Raw genomic sequence first — 18,281 nt, 5'->3', positions numbered from 1 at the left:
CTATTCGCCGAGATCGCAGGATAGGTGTATCCAGTAAGTCGCTGACTTTGACCGTTCCAAATGTTTGCGACACATCCTACCAAATGGATGGCGACGGATACCCAAATCCATCGCCATTTTTCCGGTTGCTTTGTATCAGGACCGATTCATCAAACGCACTATTGGTTAAGAAATGTTGTTACATCTGTATCGAAGGAAAAAACCTGTCCAAATGCTCCGGGCGCTCCGGCTCCGCCTGCACAATCTGTTGGGACTGCTGGACTACTCCCAGGGTTTCCAGGGCCTCCACCAGACCTGCAACGGTTCGTTAACCGACCTTGATCTCCCGTCATACCAGGGTTGCCGCTTCGACCACATTGGCCTGGAACGCCAGGTTGACCGCCACGGTTGCCGAACAAGAAGTAAGTGAGCGTATCAAGAGTTTGATCAGGTGCTACTAAGTAGATATCGGCTCCGTTGCCGCCGTTTCCAGCCTTGCCTCCAAGTCCGTACCTACCCCCATTGCCCGCATTGCCACCCTTACCCGGACCTCTGCGACAGTCCAACAGACCATCTGCTCCATCACCACCCTTTTCACCACTCCCTCCATGCCCACCGGTACCGCCAGTGCCACCATTGCCGCCGTGTGGGCCATGAAAAATGAGACTCATTGATGCATTAAGTGTGCTTCCGGTCTGAGCTTCCAGCTCTCCTACAACAAAATATACTGGCGGATGGTGAAGTGTCTCGCCTTCACCACCTTGTCCGCCAGTACCCCCATGTCCGCCACTTCGACCTTGGGAGCCCTGATTGTGAACGTAGCTCGGAGAACCGTTTGCTCCATTTGAACCCGTTGCCCCGTTTGCAGCAGCAACTTCGAACGAACGAGCAATTGTGTAATTGCAATTTGCATCTTTGAATTTGAGCGTGGGTGTAAAAACAATCAGATAGGGATATCTAATGTCTGTAAATACTATCTTAGAACCACATTGTTCGAAAACGATTTCGTCAGCACGAATGATGTTGGTGCTGAATTCTCGCGTTCCTGTGATTGAGAGAATGCTCTGAAGCGGAGCTGCCTTTATTGCGTCAACAATTTCATCTGAAACCGCGGTCACACTTTGGATTCCCTGAGCCAAACTAGAGCCGCTCACAAACAAACCAAGAAGAGAAAATACCGACAGGGTCAATCTGGATGAACGTGCGATCATAATGTTGTCACCTTTCGAAATGCTATGAACTTAAGTGGGTAATTGTGTCCCTTCGAAGTTACGGGTCGCAACGATTCTGACATGATCCGTTTGGATCATGACAAGCATTCTTTGATTCATTGCTTCGGACGAAATCGCTCAGGCAACCGGTGGCAATACACGAAGGATCAGCCTTATCAGCTCGATCCGACTACGTACTCCAGCCTTAGAAAGCACGATTGAAACTTGGTTCTTTGCTGTTGTCGGACTTGTTCCGCGTCGCTCTGCGATCTCAGTTACACTCGCACCGTCAGCTATCCATCGACAAACTTCGGTTTCCGCACGAGTCAGTCCATAAAGCTCTGTGAAACGATCCAATCGGAGATAAGGGACACGTTCAGGGTCAATAATGGTAACGAGCACACCATCTAGACCTGCCTCCAGCTCAGCTTTGCTGTCGCTAACAGGCCCAATGTCCAGTAGAAAAGGTGTGAGACCTGATGGCCGAACTATTGATACCAAAGACTCATGCCGACTCGCCTGACCCTGTGCGGTTGAACCTACATCGAGAATGTGAGCGCGGATTTTCGAAGTAACGTCAGGATCAGCGGTCACGATTGTGCCATCAACAGCCAAGGCGATACCGTCTTTCAGATTTAGTATCCTCTCCGCCTCTGTATTCTGAACAATAATCTGTCCATCCGGAAGCGCAATAACGACCCCTGCCTGCACCTGATCCAAGGCCAATAGTGTAGCTCTATGACGAGCTTTCAGGAGGGCGAACATGCGACCAATTTCGAGTGCCTTTGTTAGGTGAGGGAGTAGCGCTCGTGACCTTTCAAGCGCGAGTGGAGGGACTTCGAAAGCCCCCTGATCAAATCCAATGCTCATCGCATCAAACCAAACGGAATCTTCATTCAATCGAATGCCAAGACGCCGTGCGACGCCTGTTCTTTTTCTCAAAAAAGTATAGTCTCTACGGTCATCAAGGGCTCGGGCTGAAAGCCCTGTGTCCAAGTCTGGTATTGGTTGATGTACGGGCTGAGTTCGAAGAAAGTCCCAATCAACGTTCTGTAACCTTGAAAGCCATGCACCGTAGTACCAACCCGCTGGTGTACGAGAAAAATCTAGATATACGCTGGACATCATCGTCAAGTCTTTCAAGCCAGCCTTCTTGCCACGAATTACCAACGCGATCGCCTTAGCTTCAACAGCATCCGCTGTTGCATCAAGTGCGCGTCGCCAACTCCCTGGGTTCACCGCTGTGTCGTAAATCGCCTCAAGTGCTTGATAGCTTCTGACATCCATCTGAATTTGCTTTCACAGTGTTCTTTGGGAGTTCTCTTTCCACTCTCAATTTGGAAAACACAGTAGTCCCATAAGCGATTTGGATGTCAAATCTGTAGAGTTCAGCTAACTCGGACATTGGTGCAAAGCGCATTACCCGGAACTTTTGGGCTCACGGCGTTCTTCGAGGCGGCGCAGCATCTTCAATTGCCCGGTTTCTTTCCTCATGAAACGGCCCACAGCCGACATTCGTCCGGCCAGTCGATGCCGCAGTGCAGCTTCCGCATTGCCGCCATTCGTGTGTTTTGGGCAATTTTTCTAGATTAGATAGGTCGCGTTACGACAGCACGTGCATTCGTTGTCATTGCACACCTTCATCCCTGGCCGAAAAACAACACAAGATACAAGTTAAATCCGCCTATCGCGGACACAAACGGCGAAACCGCATCGAGGTTATGCTTGGCAGCCTCAAGCATCAGTGGCGCGTGGCGACCCATTGTGACCGCTGTCCAAAGGCCATTCTATCAACCTTCGCCCACGGAGCTAACGTCATCCATTGGGTCTGAATTCCTGACATTGGTGCCCGGAGAGGCAAAGCTTCCGCAACGCTGGTAGAAAATTGTTTTGCCGATCGACAACGCCCGTTGCAGCCATACCAATACAGTATTTCGAACAGCGCTCGGTCGGGTGTAGATGCATCCCGCGTAGAATTTTATCAGCGATGCCATTGGCGCGGGCCGATTTGGTCTCGACGATGAACATGTCGGGTTGGACCGCGCGAGAAACTCCGCCAGCGTTAAAATGCAGACTGGAGTCAATGGTCATACGCTCTCCACCTTCTTTGGCAACTAAGGTGATACGTTCGTATTGCATTGCGATCACCGGTTGCAGCGATTTGCCGAAACTCTCTGAATAGATATCACGATAGTTTTCTTCGATAAATTCGACTGCCTGTTGGTTGAGTGGATTGGTAAGATTGTTGACTTTCAATCGTCGTTTTACGGTGACTTTGCGCCTGTCCTTCAGCTTAACCTCAAGATAGCTGAACCCGGCGTCCACATATTCTCGCACTCGAACTTTGCAGCGCTTTCGGCGCCCCTGATGGTGGTCATAGTAACCGCGCAACTCACTGTCGTCATAATACCTGGTTGCATATGTGAAGGCACGCTTGCCATGTATTTCCAAGACATCAAAATGCTCGGAAAAACGTTCCAGAGCTGGCCTGAGAGTTTCGGCAGGCAAAATGTATTTGTTGTCCAATCGTTCGAGCATAGCCGCTTTGCTGTTAAGTTCTGCAAGACCAATTGCCGCGAAACTCGTGAGTGTATTTGCGATGTTGGTATCCATGGCGGTTTCCCTTGATTGCAGGTCAGGTTTTGCGGAAAAACACGTTTATACGGGCCATGTCGTTGATGTAATCGAGCGCAGTGATTTGATAGGACATCACGTCCACTCCCAATCGCTCGGACAGGTCCGCACGCATTGCCTCGGGATCTGACAGTGCATGCGCATCGATCTTGTCCAACGTGATCTTGACGCCATCGGCCGACTGCAGAATGCGCGGATGGTCAAGCGCCCAAGCACCCAGCAGCACCAGCGTGACAATCACGCCGACAAAAGCCAGTTCGGTACCGTGAATTGAGCAGATGACGGCGATAGCGATGGAGCCGAAGAAATAGGTGATTTCGACCTTTGAGATTTGTTCCGACCGCAGAGTGAACAGTGCCAAAATGGCGAATAAGCCAAATCCAGCCGCTAGGCTAAATTCAACCGATGACAAAACGGTAAGCACACCGAAGGCAAAGACATTGAATAGCGACGCGGCTGTCACCAGTTCTTTGTCGCGATAGCGGCGGTAATACAAACCAAAGACTAGAACCATCATCGCAATGATGTTGATTGCAAAGCGAAAGAGGGTTTCGGGGGCGAGAATTGATTCAACCATGTACTTTGATCCCTGTTGTGAACCCTCACGGGGCACTTGATGGATCTAGTTTTGCCAGGGGCGCCTGAACCCTTCCTGATTGGCAAATTTACCACGTGTTACAGTTTTATGAAAGTTTTATGACAAGGGCATTTATTTTTTGGACCTCAAGAGATTCGCAAACGCACCCATCGGTGGATGAGAGGCTGTTTGACGATAGCCAACAGCCTAAACGGATCATCCACCAATTTCGGCCATGGTCGCTTGAACCACATAATATCGCTGAGCATTGGGTGGATGCGTCCCCAGCTTGTCAGCCTCCAGTTCGAAATTTTTCGAATAGCTGCGTCCGCCGGCAAATGCCCCGATATCTTGCGCCGTGGCAATCTCGTTTGCTCCCATCCCTGCGAGCGTTGCGATACCCCCCAATAACACTGCACCGGCCGCTGCGTTTTGGGCCTGGCGTGCCAAATGCCCCTTAACATGATGAGCGGCCTCATGTGCCATTACAAAGGCAAGCTCATCAGTATTGTTCACATCCCGTATCAGCGCTTGCGTCATTGTAAGAACGGGGCGCCCCGTCTTGTCCAAACTCTGATATGCGTTAGAGGGCGCGTTTTTGTCTGGATCTGTCCGGATCAGAAAGTCACAGTTCACGCCCTGAGTCCGACGGCGACATTCACGCTCTGCCACGGGTTCGATCCGGGCCGCGACCTGACGGAACCGCGCTTGTGCCTGCGGAGAACTCACGGGAGCGCTTGCGCGTGCTGGCTGAGGGATTGGTGCCGACGGCGGGGTGGTGGTTGATATGCATCCTGACAGCATCAGAATTACCAGAACAGGCAACACTCGCGTCATGAAAAGACCTTTCAATCGACTTAAGGGGCCATAATTGAGACCGTGACCCACACAAAAGTAAAGCGTCCTGTTGGCATTGATGGGCTGGTGGCATTCTCTTGCGCAGAGTCGGCAAAACCAGTCTTTGAGGGCAGTCCATACAAACCCGAGATCGATCCAGAGTAGGAGCAACGATATTTGCGCCGCACTCAAACGCAGACTTCTTTTTAAGTGACCACTTCCCGAGTCAGACCCAATAGTAATGTTCAGGTCATACGGTAACCGACGTTCCTGAGTGTCACGATCCGCTGACCTTCCGCACCGATTTTGCGCCTGAGACGCCCGACATAGACATCAACAACATTGGTCAATGGATCTTCATTCATGCCCCAAACCGAGTTTAAAATCCGCTCTCTGGATAACACGCGCCCAACATTGGTCAGAAACAGAAGAAGCAGGTCGCGCTCCTTCTTGGATAACTGGATTTCTTGACCTTCAACGGCAACCTGAAGCGAACGCCGGTCAAAGGTAAGCGCCCCACAGGTAATCACAGTTTCGCTAAGATCGTTCGCATAGCTGTTGGCACGGCGATGCAGCGCTTCAACCCGCGCTATCAGTTCGTCAAAGTCGAACGGCTTGGGAAGATAATCGTCTGCGCCAATTTTTAGCCCTTCCACTCTTTCCTCTGGGCTGTCCAATGCGGTCAGCATCAAAATCGGGATCTTTGATTTCCTGGCGCGCAGTTTGCGACAGACATCTTGCCCCTGAATCCCTGGTAACATCAGATCTAACAAGATGATGTCATAGTTGCTGGCAGCTACGTGCTCCAAAGCATCTTCGCCACTTGGTACGTGATCTACAGACCAGCCTTCAGCGGACAATCCGCGACGTATAAAATCAGCTACACGGGCTTCGTCCTCGACAAGCAAAATATTCATAGTACGCCTCAATTATCTCTATGCTCACAACCGCGACGATGCGCAGTGGTGTGCGACCTAACCGATTGCCCAACTTGCTTTTGAAGCAGACTGGCACGCATTAGCCGGTTTCTCGTAGGGCATCGGTCTGAACAACTTTCATCCGAGGTGACTTGGGCAGAGTTATGGTGATCATTAACCCGCCTTCCTGGCGATCTTGAAGGTCAACTGTCCCACAATGAGCCTCGACAATCGACTTCACGACCGGTAGCCCGAGGCCGCTGCCTTCGATCCCCTGCCCCGATGCGTTCGATCCCCGAAAGAACCGGTCGAATGCTTGGGATTTTTCCACCGCGCTCAGGCCGGGACCGTCATCTTCGATTGTGATCTTGCAAGACGAGAGCCCTTCTTCCAACATCGCGCTTATTGTTGGGCCTCCATATCGTCGTGCATATTGCAGCAATGCCAGTACGGACTGCCGAAGTCGAACCTCGTCAACCGAAGCGATCACCTTGCTTTCTGGGCATTCGACCTGAACCGGATCGGGGAACATCGCCACTGCATCGTGCAGTATTTTTCGTAGATCCGTTTCCTTACGATCCAGTCTGAGCTGACCAGCCTCAAACCGGGCGACGGTCAACATGTCATCCACGATTTGGTTTGTGTGCTTTGCGGAATCTCGAATACGGGCAAGTGAATCAGAAGCGACTTCTGAAAGCGTTTCTGATGTCCGTAGAGTGACATCAGCCTCGCCGAGGATGATTGCCAAAGGCGTTCGTAACTCATGGCTGATATCGGCCATCAAACGCTTGCGGTTCTCTTCGCCTGTCTCAAGCTTATCGATGAGTTGCTGAAGCTCGAACGTTCTGGCGGCAACGGTATCTTCTAGTTGCCTCTTTTGCTCGGCGCGGCTGACTTCGCGAGCAGCCAATCCTTCGGCCATACTATTCAGAACGGTTTCCAACTCTCTGAACTCTTGGCTGCCACCGAGACTTACCGGCTTGGAATAATCGGCCCCACGCAGGTGCCCAATGCCGTCTGCAAGTCGCGTAAGTGGCTTTCTGATCTGGCGATTGAACGACACGAGCGTCACAAGCAAAACGCCAATTGCGGCAAGAACGATCAAGTAAACCAATCGTTCATTCCATTTTCTGAAGGCCGCTGCCTCGCTCAATACCTCGTCGACCTCCTCGGCCTCTTCATCAAGGGCAGCCTGAATTTTTTGATCGAGTTCATCATCAATGTCACCGTCCAGCAGCGCGGCCAAGCGTTCAATCCGAACAAATGTCTCGATACGGCTTCCATTGGCTGAAAGGTTCGCGATTGCTGCATTGACGGATTCGATATCGTCCTCGATCTCATCGAGAAGTTCGAGCTCTTCGATCTCCTCATCACCCACCATCTGGATTTCACGCGCGATAGTCATTCGGATCGAATCTAATGTCTGGTCGATTTTCGCCTGCAGCTCTTCTTCGCTTACGCCATCGTCTCGGTCTCCTATAAGAAGCGCGTCGCCGTGTTGTTTGAACAGACGGTATAGATCCGCCTCAAGCCGCAGATGCAGCCCATAGGATTCTTGGGCCAGTGATATCCGGGCGTCCCACCATCGCGTTTTTTCGAGGCTGTACAGGGTGAGTCCCGCAAGACCACCTAAGAAAGCTACCAGAACAGCAGCGTAAATCCCAAATAGAGTAGATGAACGCATTTCAGACGACCTTTGAATTCTGTTTCACATTAGGCGAGGCGGCATCTTCGGCCAATATGATGGTGGCCGACGAAAACTTCTGCATAGTTTCAAGCAATTTGGCCTGGCGATCCCTGCATGAACCCCACCTGACAGAAGCGATTACGACGACGTCAGCTTTGCCAAGAACTGCGCGCACGAGATCAATACTCAATGTTTGGAAGGGTGACAGCCCGTTACCATTTTCCGCCACCCGCTGATCCAGGCCACCAGGTGCCCGAAGCAGGTCGGATAATCCAAAGTTCTGCATGACCTTTGTTATTATCTGATCATTCGGTCTTTTCGAACACATCAGTGTTGCCGAACGACGCAAACTGCCTTGGAGCCCGACATGGTCGCCCCCGACAAAGGCGATTTTTGAGGCTCTATCTTGCCCACCATAGCGAACCGCGATGCCCTCATTCTTATCAAGGCCCGCAATACACCGCGCGATACTGTTTGCGTGCTGCCCTACTAATGTTGAAGTTGAACCGGGCGGCACCGCAAAAAAGATAGAGTTTCCATCCAATTCCCCGGTGACTTCAATTTCAGGGGGCGCGCCATGATCTACACCAGCTCGCATCAACACCGGTTCCGAAAGTAGCGTTGCTGCCTTTTCGCGTGCAACGCTCCAGGCGCAAAAATAGTCCCACGCCCCGGCAAGGCTCTGCAACGGAAGGGCAAGTAGCGCCAAAACAGAAAGGCTCGCAGCCACTGTCGCCGGTGCTGTTTCGTTTTGGCTTGCCAACCAAAGCATCAAAAGACCGGTAAGCGCCACACCGAGTTGCAATACTGCCTGGAGGCTCGCGGTTCTGCCTCGACGTGCCAATGCGTCGCGTCGCAACGATGCGCCTTGTTTGTCAAGTTTGCGCAATTCGCGATTGGTTCGACCCATCAGGTCCAGTTCAGGCGCAATCGCTATGCGCTGAATCATGCAAATCGCGATATTGGCACGTTTGCGACGCAGCTTTTTATGCCGACGAGCCAGATGCCAGGCCAGCATTCCCATGATAAGCAGCGCGAAACTGAGTGAGGCAATGCCATAGACCGCAAGGGCAGGATCAAGAAAGTAGAGAACGGATACGGCACCCGGAATAACAAAGGTTGCTGACAAAACGTCTGGTAAACCACGGCCAAACCATAGGCGCGCCGCAGATAGGTCCCCGACAAAACGCAAGGACAGTGCACCAACCCGGCGTTTTTCGTGCCGAGATTTGGGAAGTCGGGCTATCTGCTTATACAACGCTCGGCGCAAAGAAATCGCGTAACTTTGGCCGAGAGCTTCTGCGCGGTATCTTGAAAAAAACAAGCACGCAGCTGCGATAATTCCGGAGATCGCCAGTTGCAGGACCGTACTCATTGCAAGAGCGTGGCCTGCATGAAGCGCGGTAAAGGCATCACGCGTCGCAAACGCTGCGAACGCCAGTGCAACAGCCTGCACAATACCGCAGATTGTAAGGAGGACCGCATCAACGATGCGGTCCTTTGTGGCCAGTTCCGTGAGGGGGGTCATGCGGCCACGTTGACAGTTTCACGTCGCATCAGCGGTGCAACATGTTGGGTTATGGTCGCGGGCGACCAAAGATCTTCGCGTGATAAAATCGGGCGACCGGTTACCTCAGCAGCTTCGGCTGCGGCCAATGGCGAACAACTGACCATCCCGGATATCGCAAATGGGCTGAGACCCACCTTGTTCAGAACGGTCACACCGCCCAGAGCACTTAGTGCGTCAGGTGCAGCAAACAGGATGCCGTCCAACCGATCCCGAATCCGCGAAGACTGCAAGATAGCCCGTGTTTCCTGCTGGAACACACCGTCAGCGATCTCAACCACCACAACCTCGGCGCCACGCTCAGCTGCGGTTGCAACCAGCGTATCAAAACCGGCTTCAATCGTTTCTAGCGGCATCCGATATGTCGTGGCCATACCGACGTCCGTGAAGTCGAGCGCCGGAGCGCCTCCGTCTTCGAAACTGTTGAAGTCACCAAAGGCTCCGGTCCCAGTCGCTTTCACACCGGCAACGGAGTAACCCGAACGCGTTAGGCCATGACCAAGGCTTGACGCAGCCGTTGTCTTTCCGGAATTCATCGAGGCCCCGAAGACACCAATGACCGTAACGTGTTCGTTGTTCGGCAGCGAGGGCAACGCGTAGTCTGATACGTTAATCACATGACCTGAGGCATTGGTCAGAAGGCCGATGGGCTTTAGTCGCGTCGGATCATCCATACGTATGTGCGCGGCGTCCACTCGGCCAGCGACACCACCGCCTGCGACCAGATCGATAAGATCTTCATCAATCACCGCGCTGGCAAGAAACTGATCTGGTGCGTATCGGTCGCCCAAACAAAGGACAACATAGTCACCAGGGTAGCTGACCGAGGCGCGGCGCTCCGCCAACTGAATTTTCTTGTGATGTCCAATTTCGGCAATCTCACAAAGAATAAGATCTCCTGCCTTTGCGCGGCCCATCTGCGTGGTAAGCCCGTGTACATCGGACCGATCAACTCTGCGGGTTGTAAATGCCCATTTTGCAATTTCGCAAGCGGCAGGGGAGGTTTGAAGAAACTGTGTCATGCTTTGCTCCGTGACTGGCTGTTCAATGAAATCATTTTGCCAGTGCGACGTGAGAAGAATTGCAAAGTGGGATGAAAGGTCAGCATGCGGTCAAATGAACGGCAAATGAACACGTGCTGTTGGAGCTACGTTTTTAAGCTGCGTATTTTCATGCAGTATGAATTCCGGTTTGCTCTCACAAACGGTCAGAGGAACAAACATAGCAGTGGGCCTTCATTTAGTCGTCATCGTCTCTATCGTCGTCTCCATCATCATCGCGATCATCACTACGATCATCTCCATCCTGTTCGCCTGACCTGCCACTCCTGTTTTCTCGACCTTCACGTTCGCCGCGCTCATTTTTTTCGCCTTGTCCATTATCTACACCACGGCGCAACTCAATGATCGTGATACGATCGTCTCCATTACGATCAATGTCCTCAAGAAGCCTCCGCGCGCCGGATTCTCCAAATGCTGTGGTAAGCTCATTCAAGCTCAAAACTCCGTCCGAGTTCGTATCAACAGACCGGAAACTAGCTGTTTGTGCTATGGCTCCATTGAACAGGCTGAGGCCAACTAAAAATGTGAAGGCCAAGAAAAGGGCGCACTTGACGCGGGCGGTTGCCCTTGACCCACGTTGCGCTGCTCCACTGCCAGTCTTTGACACATTTGATCCTTTGCCCGTCGAATGCTTCGGTGAAAAAGCGCTCCTTACTTCCAGTAGGACAATATGGCCGGCTGAGATGAACCTGACCTAATTTGAAAGTGAACGTCAGATGAATGTTGCCAGCTACCCGGAAACACGGTTTGGCTAAAGACATCGAAACCGCCCAAGACCAAACTCTGGTTTCCAAGGCAAAGGCCAGAAGTTACAGTGATCACAGCTTCCTGCCGGCGACAACGTACAACTGACATTGCGGCCCATTCCTGACCTTCGCCCTACCTACAAGATGCTGCGGTCGCAGCGCGCTTTTCCGACATTCGCCGCGCATGCAAAATCTGAAGCCGCTCGAACTCACACAATGCAAGACCTTGCCGCCTTTCCCCATTATCGTGACCGCCCTTTGGGCCCGATTTCGAACGAAGACGATCTTCTCGCTATTTCTTAGGCGACGACCCCGAAGCAGCGGCTTGGCTGTCTTCGTAGAATTCGCGCGCCTCAAGATGGTCCTTTAGTTGTTCCGGCCTATAGGGCTTCATTTCCCCCAAGTGTGAAACTGCCTCAGCTTTCAGACGCTCCTGCACCGAAGGATGAAGTGGGAAATCTGGGTTCACCATTCGCGGCTTTGCTGGCCACCGTTTTTGGATCGGCCCAATTTTGAACATGAAGGTTTCTTCGTGCTGCATTCCCTTTGGGTCAGGTGACGTTACAAGCAGGTCGTCATTGATCAAAATCTCCGGCACACAGTCACGCGCTTCCTCAACCATCCATTCGAGCGAGATGTCACTCAGCCTGGATTCTGTTTCGAGATAGCTTCCCCCAATATCGCTGTGGCATCCCGCGAACCAAATCTGTTTCAACCATTCTGGTTTCTTCCCGAAATTCTTCTTTTCTTCGGCATGCATGGCCCATTTCACACGCGGGAAATCTCTCCTGTTTTCATCAATAGCCAAAGCGTGACGTGCAAAGCCAACATCCGAATCCAACCACTTGTCGTAGTTTTGGCGGTTCCAAACCGCCCGATGTCCGTACTTCCAGATTTTTGGCCAATCTCGGATGTTCGAGATCTTCAGTGGCTTGTCTTCATCAGGAGAGAAGTACTTGAACTGTGACCATCGCAATTTTCCGTACCAATAGAGGACGAGCAGGGCCAAAATGCTAAGGGGTGACCACAGTAGCCAATGCCAAGAGGCGTGAATCATAAGCGGGACAACGGCTAGAAGTGCAGCAAACACGCCCGCTGCGGCAAATCCGACTAGGACGTTCCCTAGTGCAGCAACCGTGTCAAATACGCCAGCGAATGTGGGCTGAACATTGCCCTGCACATCCTTCTCTGCATCCGGTACAAAGCTGCCATATTTGCGCCGAAACCGTCGGCCCAGCTCCTCACGACGATCGAGATAGGGCTGTTTGCCTCGTGGAAACCCATTGCCATGGTTGTAAACATAGTTGACGGCGTCACTCGCGATTTTTCGCAATCGCGGTCCATGGCGCGGCACCGGCGTGCCATCCGGCATCGTAGTGGGAACTCCGCAAAGGTTCATAACATTCGTGACCGCGCGGACGGTATAAGCGCCCCGCGAAAATCCGAACAAAAGGATGCGATCGCCCGGCTCATAGTAAGAAATGATCTTTTCGTAACAGTCGATCACGTTTTCATCGATGCCGGTCCCAACAGCCGCTGAGAGCACATTTCTAACCCGCTGAAGAGTTAGGCCGCCAACCTCCCCTGCTCCAAGGCCAGCATCGTAGAAGCAAACTTGCTGGTCCGGTTTGATCGGCGACGACGGACCAGGCCGCATAGCTCGGTACATTTTGTAGACGTTGGAAAGCCGTTGGTCGGGTCGCAGGCCCCCTACTTGGCCGGTGCCATCGGAAAAAATGAGGATATTCTTTGGCATCTTAGTCTTACCTATTTCGCTTTAAGCTGGTTATCTTTGCAGGCACGTCTCAAACATCGGACCAACAATCGATTCAGAGGTTAACTAGCTCCGCGAGCTTCGCCGCTACTTCTGCCATGGAACCTTCCCCCGTGTTCAAACCACTACGAGAGGCAAGCATCGGGCTGACATCGCGAAGCGCCTCATACGTGGTGTCATGTACGACGGGAACGAGCAGATCAGTCGCAAGAAGAACAGACAGTTCTTTGTCGGCGATACCTTCACATTGAAGGCGTTCCAACAGGGCAGGCGTCACAAGCACGACCCCAACTCGCGATTTTGCTAACCCTTTGTTGATTTCGCGGAGCAACGTTGAGCCAAGAAGGACATCTTTTTCGCTGAACCAGACCGAGACATCCGACGATTCTAGCAAATCGTGCAACTGTTTTGCGGCCCCTGCCCGATCATCCCACGCATGGCAAAGAAAAACATCACGCGGATCCGGCGGAGGTGTTCGTGTCTCGACACTGCGGCGGACCGGTGTAAGTGCCCGCACCTCAGCTGTGGTATACATCACTGAAGATCCTGACGGAGACCATCTTGGCCTGCTGCGGCCAGAACTGGAACCACCCCCGTTGCTGCGGCTACCACTAACGTATCCTGAGTTGGAATAGGATCGAGATGAATATGGCGAGGAGTACGATCTATAGCCTCGGTAACCGCCCCGGCATGCAGGACAGTTTGCTGCGCCGCTCGCAGTTCGGTGTCCATTCACTGGTGCTGTGCATCTTGCCATTTCATATCTCTCATCTTCTCAAGGGTTTTGGAGCCTCGCGTGACTGCTTATCGCTTGCGGCTAGGACGTTGGGTCAGCGCAGAACCAGCAGCGGACTTCGCCGCTTTCGATGCATTGGGGTTCCGAAGCGTCTTAGAAGCGGCGCTCGCAGCCCTTTTGCTGGTGACTTCATTGGCACCGCTCTTGCTCCGCACTTGAGTTAATGCTGAGCCAGCCGCACTCTTGGCTGCTTTGCTGGCCGTGCGGCTTCGCAAGACCTTTGATGCTGCTGTTGCAGCACGTTTCCCAGTGACTTCCTTGTTTCGTTTCGTAGCCATTTTATGCTCCTTGTTCTGTCTGCCGCTCAAATTCTTGAGCATATTTTCTTGCCTAATATCACCGAAGCTCGACGTCAGACTTGACGCACAAGCATGCACATGATTCACTGTCTTACATGAGAGACGTATCAGAATGGCAACGAATACTGTCTCACAAGTAAGACAGTTACGGCGAATTAACCACAGAGTCAAAGTATCTCCTGGGAGAAAGAATGAGTCTTCAGATTCAAAAGCTCGGCGCTCGTATTGTTGAGCACCGCGGTCCTAGTGGCGTTAGAGCTGCAGCGGCCGAAATCGGCGTTAGTTCAGCTACATTATCGCGGATTGAAAACGGACATGTCCCAGACTTAGGAACCTTTGCAAAGATCTGTGCATGGCTAGGAGAAGATCCCGCTGTGTTCTTGGGTATCGAAGCAAATCGCTCCGTTAGGCCGCCACCGACAGTTCATATGCGCAAGAAAAATACGACATCCGTTGATACAGCTAATGCACTTGGGGCCATGATAGTGGCGGTGCAGAATGCGATCATCGCTCGGGAAGAACTTTGAATAGATGCGGAGAGGTTTTAAGGCGCATGCCGAGCGACTGTCGCTTGAGACGCGAGATCGGCTTGGCATCCGCAATGACACCGCTATCGACCCAATCGAACTTGTTCAATCTAAAGGGTGTCTTGTTTGGACACCTCAAGAGGTGCCTGAACTAGATGTGTCGCATCTTACCCAACTGACCGTCTCTGATCCGGATAGCTGGGATGCCGTTACGATTAAGGAAGGTGACTGTACTGTCATCGTCGTCAACAACACCCGCCCTGCCGCGCGGCAAGCAAACACAATCATGCATGAATGGGCACATCTTGAGTTGAAGCATAAGCCAAGCCGTGTCGACGAGTTCGAAAATGGCCTTCTACTCCTCAGTGATTATCCAAAAGAACTCGAAGACGAAGCCAATTGGTTGTCTGGAGCTATGCTGGCACCTCGCGATGGTCTCGCTAGCTTGCGAAAACGGAAGCTTGATGATCAGCAAATTGCAGAGGTATTTGGCATAAGCATTGAGCTAGCAACTTGGAGGCTTCGGATGACGGGCATCGACCGCCAATTCCGTCGCCGATATTGAAGTTGGCTTGAGCAGCGTATTGCCACTTCTATCTGGGCCCCTAACCGACTTGCGATGTCGCGCGTCAGGTTTCGTGCAGCGAGACTGGTGACCATCATGGTCGGCCATTTGGGCTCTGTAAGCAGAGCTCAATCGGCCCGGAGCTGACCTTGAGCACGGTCTTCAGATGCTGCGGTCGCAGCCCGCAGTCCGGACTTTAGCTGCACCCGCAATATCGCGATCAGTTTGGAGGTCGGGACCGCTGAGAGGGTGTGTAAAAACTCCGGACCATGATCTCTCTCGTCGCGCTCGTTTTCAACACCTGTGCAAAAGCTCTTTCAGAAGCGCGAGAGACGCACATAAAGGGTGTTTTTGGCCTATTTCGCGGGACGGCCAGAGTTTTCACACAGCCTCCGGACAAAGCCGCCGTCGGGATTTACACTCGCGCATATTGGCGAAGGTGAGTACGTTCGCCCCAACTCCAATAATTGAGGTGCTCATGTTCGAAACTCTACTGATTGTAGGATTAGGTCTCGCAGGTGGCTTCGCTGTTGGTGCGCAAGCTCAAATCGCTGGTTCCATGGGCAATCGTATAGGCGGGGCTGCTGGAAGCTTCATCGTCCACTTCGGTGGGGCTGTCGCGTCACTTGCATTGTTGATCGCCCGCGGCGGAGAAAACATTAGCGAATGGAAGCACTTACCTTGGTATATGTTGGGTAGTGGTCTATTCGGCGTGGCACTGTATCTGACGCTAAGTCAAACTGTTCCAAAACTGGGAGCCACGTCAGCGATTGCATTGGTTGTTGTAGGTCAGCTTCTAGCGGGATTGCTTATTGATCATTTCGGTTTATTTGATGCCTCTGTCAGGAGCATCGATTCATCACGGATTGCGGCAGCCTTCCTGCTTCTAGCCGGTGCCTATCTGATGCTACGCTGAATCGCAGTCGACCGTTAAATACCCATTGGGCTCTTTGCGGTCTTCAGATGCGGCGCGGCATCCCTGTCGCCTTGCTGTCGATGAGAAGTATGGATCGGCCCAAAGCCGAAAATCATCACGCTCCATCACGCCGCGATGCAGCTCCCCCAACCGCCGTTGGTTACCAAGCAACCAACGGCAGATTTTCAAAGCAGCCGAGTTGCCATACCACCGTCAACGGCCATCGGAGACCCCGTCACGAAACTTGCCCGGTCTGACAACAAGAACAAAGCAGATTGGGCAATCTCCTTTGGCTCTGCCATGCGATTCAGGGGATGCAGGCTGGCAATGAAGTCGTGCGTCGCAGGATCATCGCCGGCCATGTCGGTTTTAGTACCACCCGGCAAAATAGTGTTGATACGGACCCCCTTGGCCCCATGATCGGATGCCAAAGACTGTACGAGCCCAATCAGTCCAGCCTTTGATGCGGCATAGGCCCCCATGCCGGGCATGCCCCCATTGCTGAAACCAACAAAAGTTCCGGTGAAGACAATAGACCCGCCGCCGCGTTCCTCCATTGCCGGAATCTGCGCTTTAGCCGCAAAAAATGCACTGTTGAGGTTTGTAGCAAGTACCGACTGCCAGTTGTCTGACTCCATTTCGGGAACTGGACCCATCTTGCCCATAATTCCCGCATTGTTGAATGCGCCATCAAGGCCGCCAAATTGCTGTTTCGCCAGATCAACAAGTTCCCTGGAATATATTTCGTCCGTCACGTCGCCCGCAAGGCAAACAGCGCGCCCACTGCTCTGTGTAATCTGCCCGACAAGTGTGTTCAGCTGAGCTTCCCGACGGGCACCCAAAACGACATTCGCCCCTTCCGAAGCAAACAGAAGCGCTGCTGCAGCACCGATTCCGCTGCTCGCGCCGGTAATGATGATGGTTTTGTCTTTAAGTTCCATGGTCATGCCTTTTTGAAATTACATGCCAATCACCTAAGGAATGATGCGAGTGAATCGCGACCCGGTTCTTGCGGGTGTTGAGCTACTTGAGCTGAAAGCGCAAGAAACGGATCAATTGGTTGACCTCAAACGGGAGCCGCCGTTCGTTCGCGGTAGCGAAATCACTTTATTGGGATCAGTACCAACGCTGTTGCAAGAGCAATATCTAACGATTGAGCCTATGTGATCCGGACCTTGCCGATGTCCTCACTCGTCGCAACGCAGCTTCGCCAACCCTTATCTCTCAGATCGATTTATGAACGGGAAGGTCAACTGGCGGTTGGTCGTGAGATAGGACAGCGGCGCCCCTAAAACCTCTTCCGCCTTTAGAATCACAGAAGCCGAGGCACGGGCGTCCTCTCCAGCGTCATGGTGGTGAAACTCAAGACCGAGATGTTTTTTAAGATTTGCCAGCCCGTGCCCACCGGCGCCCTTCAATGAAGGCCATGCTTGGCGGGCAATCGTGACGCTATTCGTCCAATGCGACGTGATCATTGGCAGGCCATACCGGGCGCAAGCAGCCGTCATCGCCTTCTCATCAAACGTACTGTGTTGCACAAGGTTGTGCGTGTTCAGGACTTCAAACAAGGACGCATAGACCGTTGGGAATGTTCCAGCCCCAATCACGGTTTCGGCGGAAATCCCGTGGAGCTCAGTATTGAAAGCTTCAAACGGTCCCTCGGGGTCAATCAGGACAGAATAGGTTTGAATAAAACCAGCGTCGCTGACGAAACAAAGTCCGATCTGGCAAATGCTACTAATAGTCTTTCCCGCCGTTTCGACATCCAACGCAATAAAGCGAAAAGGGCCGTTCGGCGGCACATTAAGATGCCCAAATCTGTTCAACGTGTCCAACTCTCGGCGCCCTACATCTGTCGGATTTTCTCAGCCCTTGCTGCCAGGTCGACACCTACGCAACCTAGTTTTTGCGGGTCGAATGGGTCTTGGCAAGTCGTTCTCGCTCTCAAGGAGTGCAGTATGACTATATGACACTTCACGAAACGGCCCATTGCTGCCGTTGACCTAGAGTTTGTGTTCCTGCAGCGCGGCCCGTCGAAGCGGACTTTCGCCGCAAGCGCAAAGTCTTGAGCCGCTCCTATTCACAGTCTGCGGGACATTGCCGACCTTGGCCTTTCCAGTAAATCTGGATGCATGTGTCGACGTTTTTGCGTCGTGCAACAAATGCAAAATGGGCCACCCGGATCGTT

18 protein-coding genes are annotated in these 18,281 nt (G+C 52.5%); 4 read left to right on the top strand and 14 right to left on the bottom strand.

The genetic code is table 11. The features are described from left to right. Nucleotides 1–158 precede the first annotated feature (158 nt). From AC2FLE_RS20955 to AC2FLE_RS20900, 12 genes are all read right to left on the bottom strand, one after another. Entirely contained in the window at nt 159–1,190 is a 1,032-nt protein-coding gene (locus AC2FLE_RS20955; protein ID WP_496699517.1) for a hypothetical protein, read from the bottom strand. A gap of 138 nt (nt 1,191–1,328) precedes the next feature. Further along, nucleotides 1,329–2,477 carry a helix-turn-helix transcriptional regulator gene (locus AC2FLE_RS20950; protein WP_496699516.1) on the bottom strand — a complete coding sequence of 383 codons (1,149 nt, stop codon included), beginning with the start codon at nt 2,475–2,477 and terminating at the stop codon, nt 1,329–1,331. 528 nt (nt 2,478–3,005) lie between these two features. Next, a complete protein-coding gene (locus tag AC2FLE_RS20945; RefSeq protein ID WP_496699514.1) occupies nt 3,006–3,803 on the bottom strand; it encodes a polyphosphate polymerase domain-containing protein in 798 nt (265 codons plus the stop codon). Between the two features lie 22 nt (nt 3,804–3,825). After that, nucleotides 3,826–4,401 carry a DUF4956 domain-containing protein gene (locus tag AC2FLE_RS20940; RefSeq protein ID WP_496699512.1) on the bottom strand — a complete coding sequence of 192 codons (576 nt, stop codon included), beginning with the start codon at nt 4,399–4,401 and terminating at the stop codon, nt 3,826–3,828. 216 nt (nt 4,402–4,617) lie between these two features. Then, entirely contained in the window at nt 4,618–5,130 is a 513-nt protein-coding gene (locus AC2FLE_RS20935; RefSeq protein ID WP_496699510.1) for a M48 family metalloprotease, read from the bottom strand. 353 nt (nt 5,131–5,483) lie between these two features. After that, entirely contained in the window at nt 5,484–6,155 is a 672-nt protein-coding gene (locus tag AC2FLE_RS20930) for a response regulator transcription factor (protein ID WP_085822290.1), read from the bottom strand. Between the two features lie 100 nt (nt 6,156–6,255). Beyond that, on the bottom strand, nt 6,256–7,839 hold the full coding sequence (locus AC2FLE_RS20925) for a sensor histidine kinase (protein ID WP_496699508.1): 1,584 nt from the start codon (nt 7,837–7,839) through the stop codon (nt 6,256–6,258). A 1-nt stretch (nt 7,840) separates the two neighbouring features. Then, nucleotides 7,841–9,298, bottom strand: coding sequence for an ABC transporter transmembrane domain-containing protein (locus AC2FLE_RS20920; protein WP_496699506.1), 1,458 nt, complete (start codon nt 9,296–9,298; stop codon nt 7,841–7,843). A 68-nt stretch (nt 9,299–9,366) separates the two neighbouring features. After that, the gene (locus AC2FLE_RS20915) at nt 9,367–10,431 is read right to left on the bottom strand and encodes a hypothetical protein (RefSeq protein WP_496699504.1); all 1,065 of its coding nucleotides are present in this window, start codon (nt 10,429–10,431) and stop codon (nt 9,367–9,369) included. 213 nt (nt 10,432–10,644) lie between these two features. Next, nucleotides 10,645–10,788: a hypothetical protein gene (locus AC2FLE_RS20910; RefSeq protein ID WP_496699502.1), complete on the bottom strand. Its 144-nt coding sequence runs from the start codon at nt 10,786–10,788 to the stop codon at nt 10,645–10,647. Between the two features lie 720 nt (nt 10,789–11,508). Then, entirely contained in the window at nt 11,509–12,972 is a 1,464-nt protein-coding gene (locus tag AC2FLE_RS20905) for a phospholipase effector Tle1 domain-containing protein (protein ID WP_496699500.1), read from the bottom strand. A gap of 73 nt (nt 12,973–13,045) precedes the next feature. Continuing rightward, entirely contained in the window at nt 13,046–13,525 is a 480-nt protein-coding gene (locus AC2FLE_RS20900; protein WP_496699498.1) for a toll/interleukin-1 receptor domain-containing protein, read from the bottom strand. 751 nt (nt 13,526–14,276) lie between these two features. Between AC2FLE_RS20900 and AC2FLE_RS20895 the strand changes: the two genes are divergently transcribed. The 3 genes from AC2FLE_RS20895 to AC2FLE_RS20885 all read left to right on the top strand — a co-directional run bounded on the left by AC2FLE_RS20895 (nt 14,277) and on the right by AC2FLE_RS20885 (nt 16,093). After that, complete coding sequence (locus AC2FLE_RS20895; RefSeq protein WP_496699496.1) at nt 14,277–14,612, top strand: helix-turn-helix domain-containing protein; 336 nt, start codon at nt 14,277–14,279, stop codon at nt 14,610–14,612. A 4-nt stretch (nt 14,613–14,616) separates the two neighbouring features. Then, the gene (locus AC2FLE_RS20890) at nt 14,617–15,177 is read left to right on the top strand and encodes an ImmA/IrrE family metallo-endopeptidase (protein WP_496699494.1); all 561 of its coding nucleotides are present in this window, start codon (nt 14,617–14,619) and stop codon (nt 15,175–15,177) included. Between the two features lie 478 nt (nt 15,178–15,655). Further along, nucleotides 15,656–16,093, top strand: coding sequence for a DMT family transporter (locus tag AC2FLE_RS20885; protein ID WP_496699492.1), 438 nt, complete (start codon nt 15,656–15,658; stop codon nt 16,091–16,093). A gap of 185 nt (nt 16,094–16,278) precedes the next feature. Here the strand turns inward: AC2FLE_RS20885 and AC2FLE_RS20880 are convergent, their stop codons facing one another. Next, complete coding sequence (locus AC2FLE_RS20880) at nt 16,279–17,034, bottom strand: SDR family oxidoreductase (RefSeq protein WP_496699490.1); 756 nt, start codon at nt 17,032–17,034, stop codon at nt 16,279–16,281. 49 nt (nt 17,035–17,083) lie between these two features. Here AC2FLE_RS20880 and AC2FLE_RS20875 point away from each other — a divergent pair, with 49 nt between their 5' ends. Then, complete coding sequence (locus AC2FLE_RS20875) at nt 17,084–17,260, top strand: hypothetical protein (RefSeq protein ID WP_496699488.1); 177 nt, start codon at nt 17,084–17,086, stop codon at nt 17,258–17,260. A 50-nt stretch (nt 17,261–17,310) separates the two neighbouring features. Here AC2FLE_RS20875 and AC2FLE_RS20870 read toward each other — a convergent pair whose 3' ends face one another. Beyond that, nucleotides 17,311–17,919 (bottom strand): exonuclease domain-containing protein, encoded by a 609-nt coding sequence (locus tag AC2FLE_RS20870; protein WP_142640329.1) that lies wholly within the window; start codon nt 17,917–17,919, stop codon nt 17,311–17,313. Nucleotides 17,920–18,281: the final 362 nt, after the last annotated feature.

The sequence above is a fragment of the Ruegeria sp. CDSA077 genome (assembly GCF_059612265.1).
The sequence above is the reverse complement of the archived record's forward strand: the minus strand, read 5'-3'. Positions and strand labels throughout refer to the sequence as shown.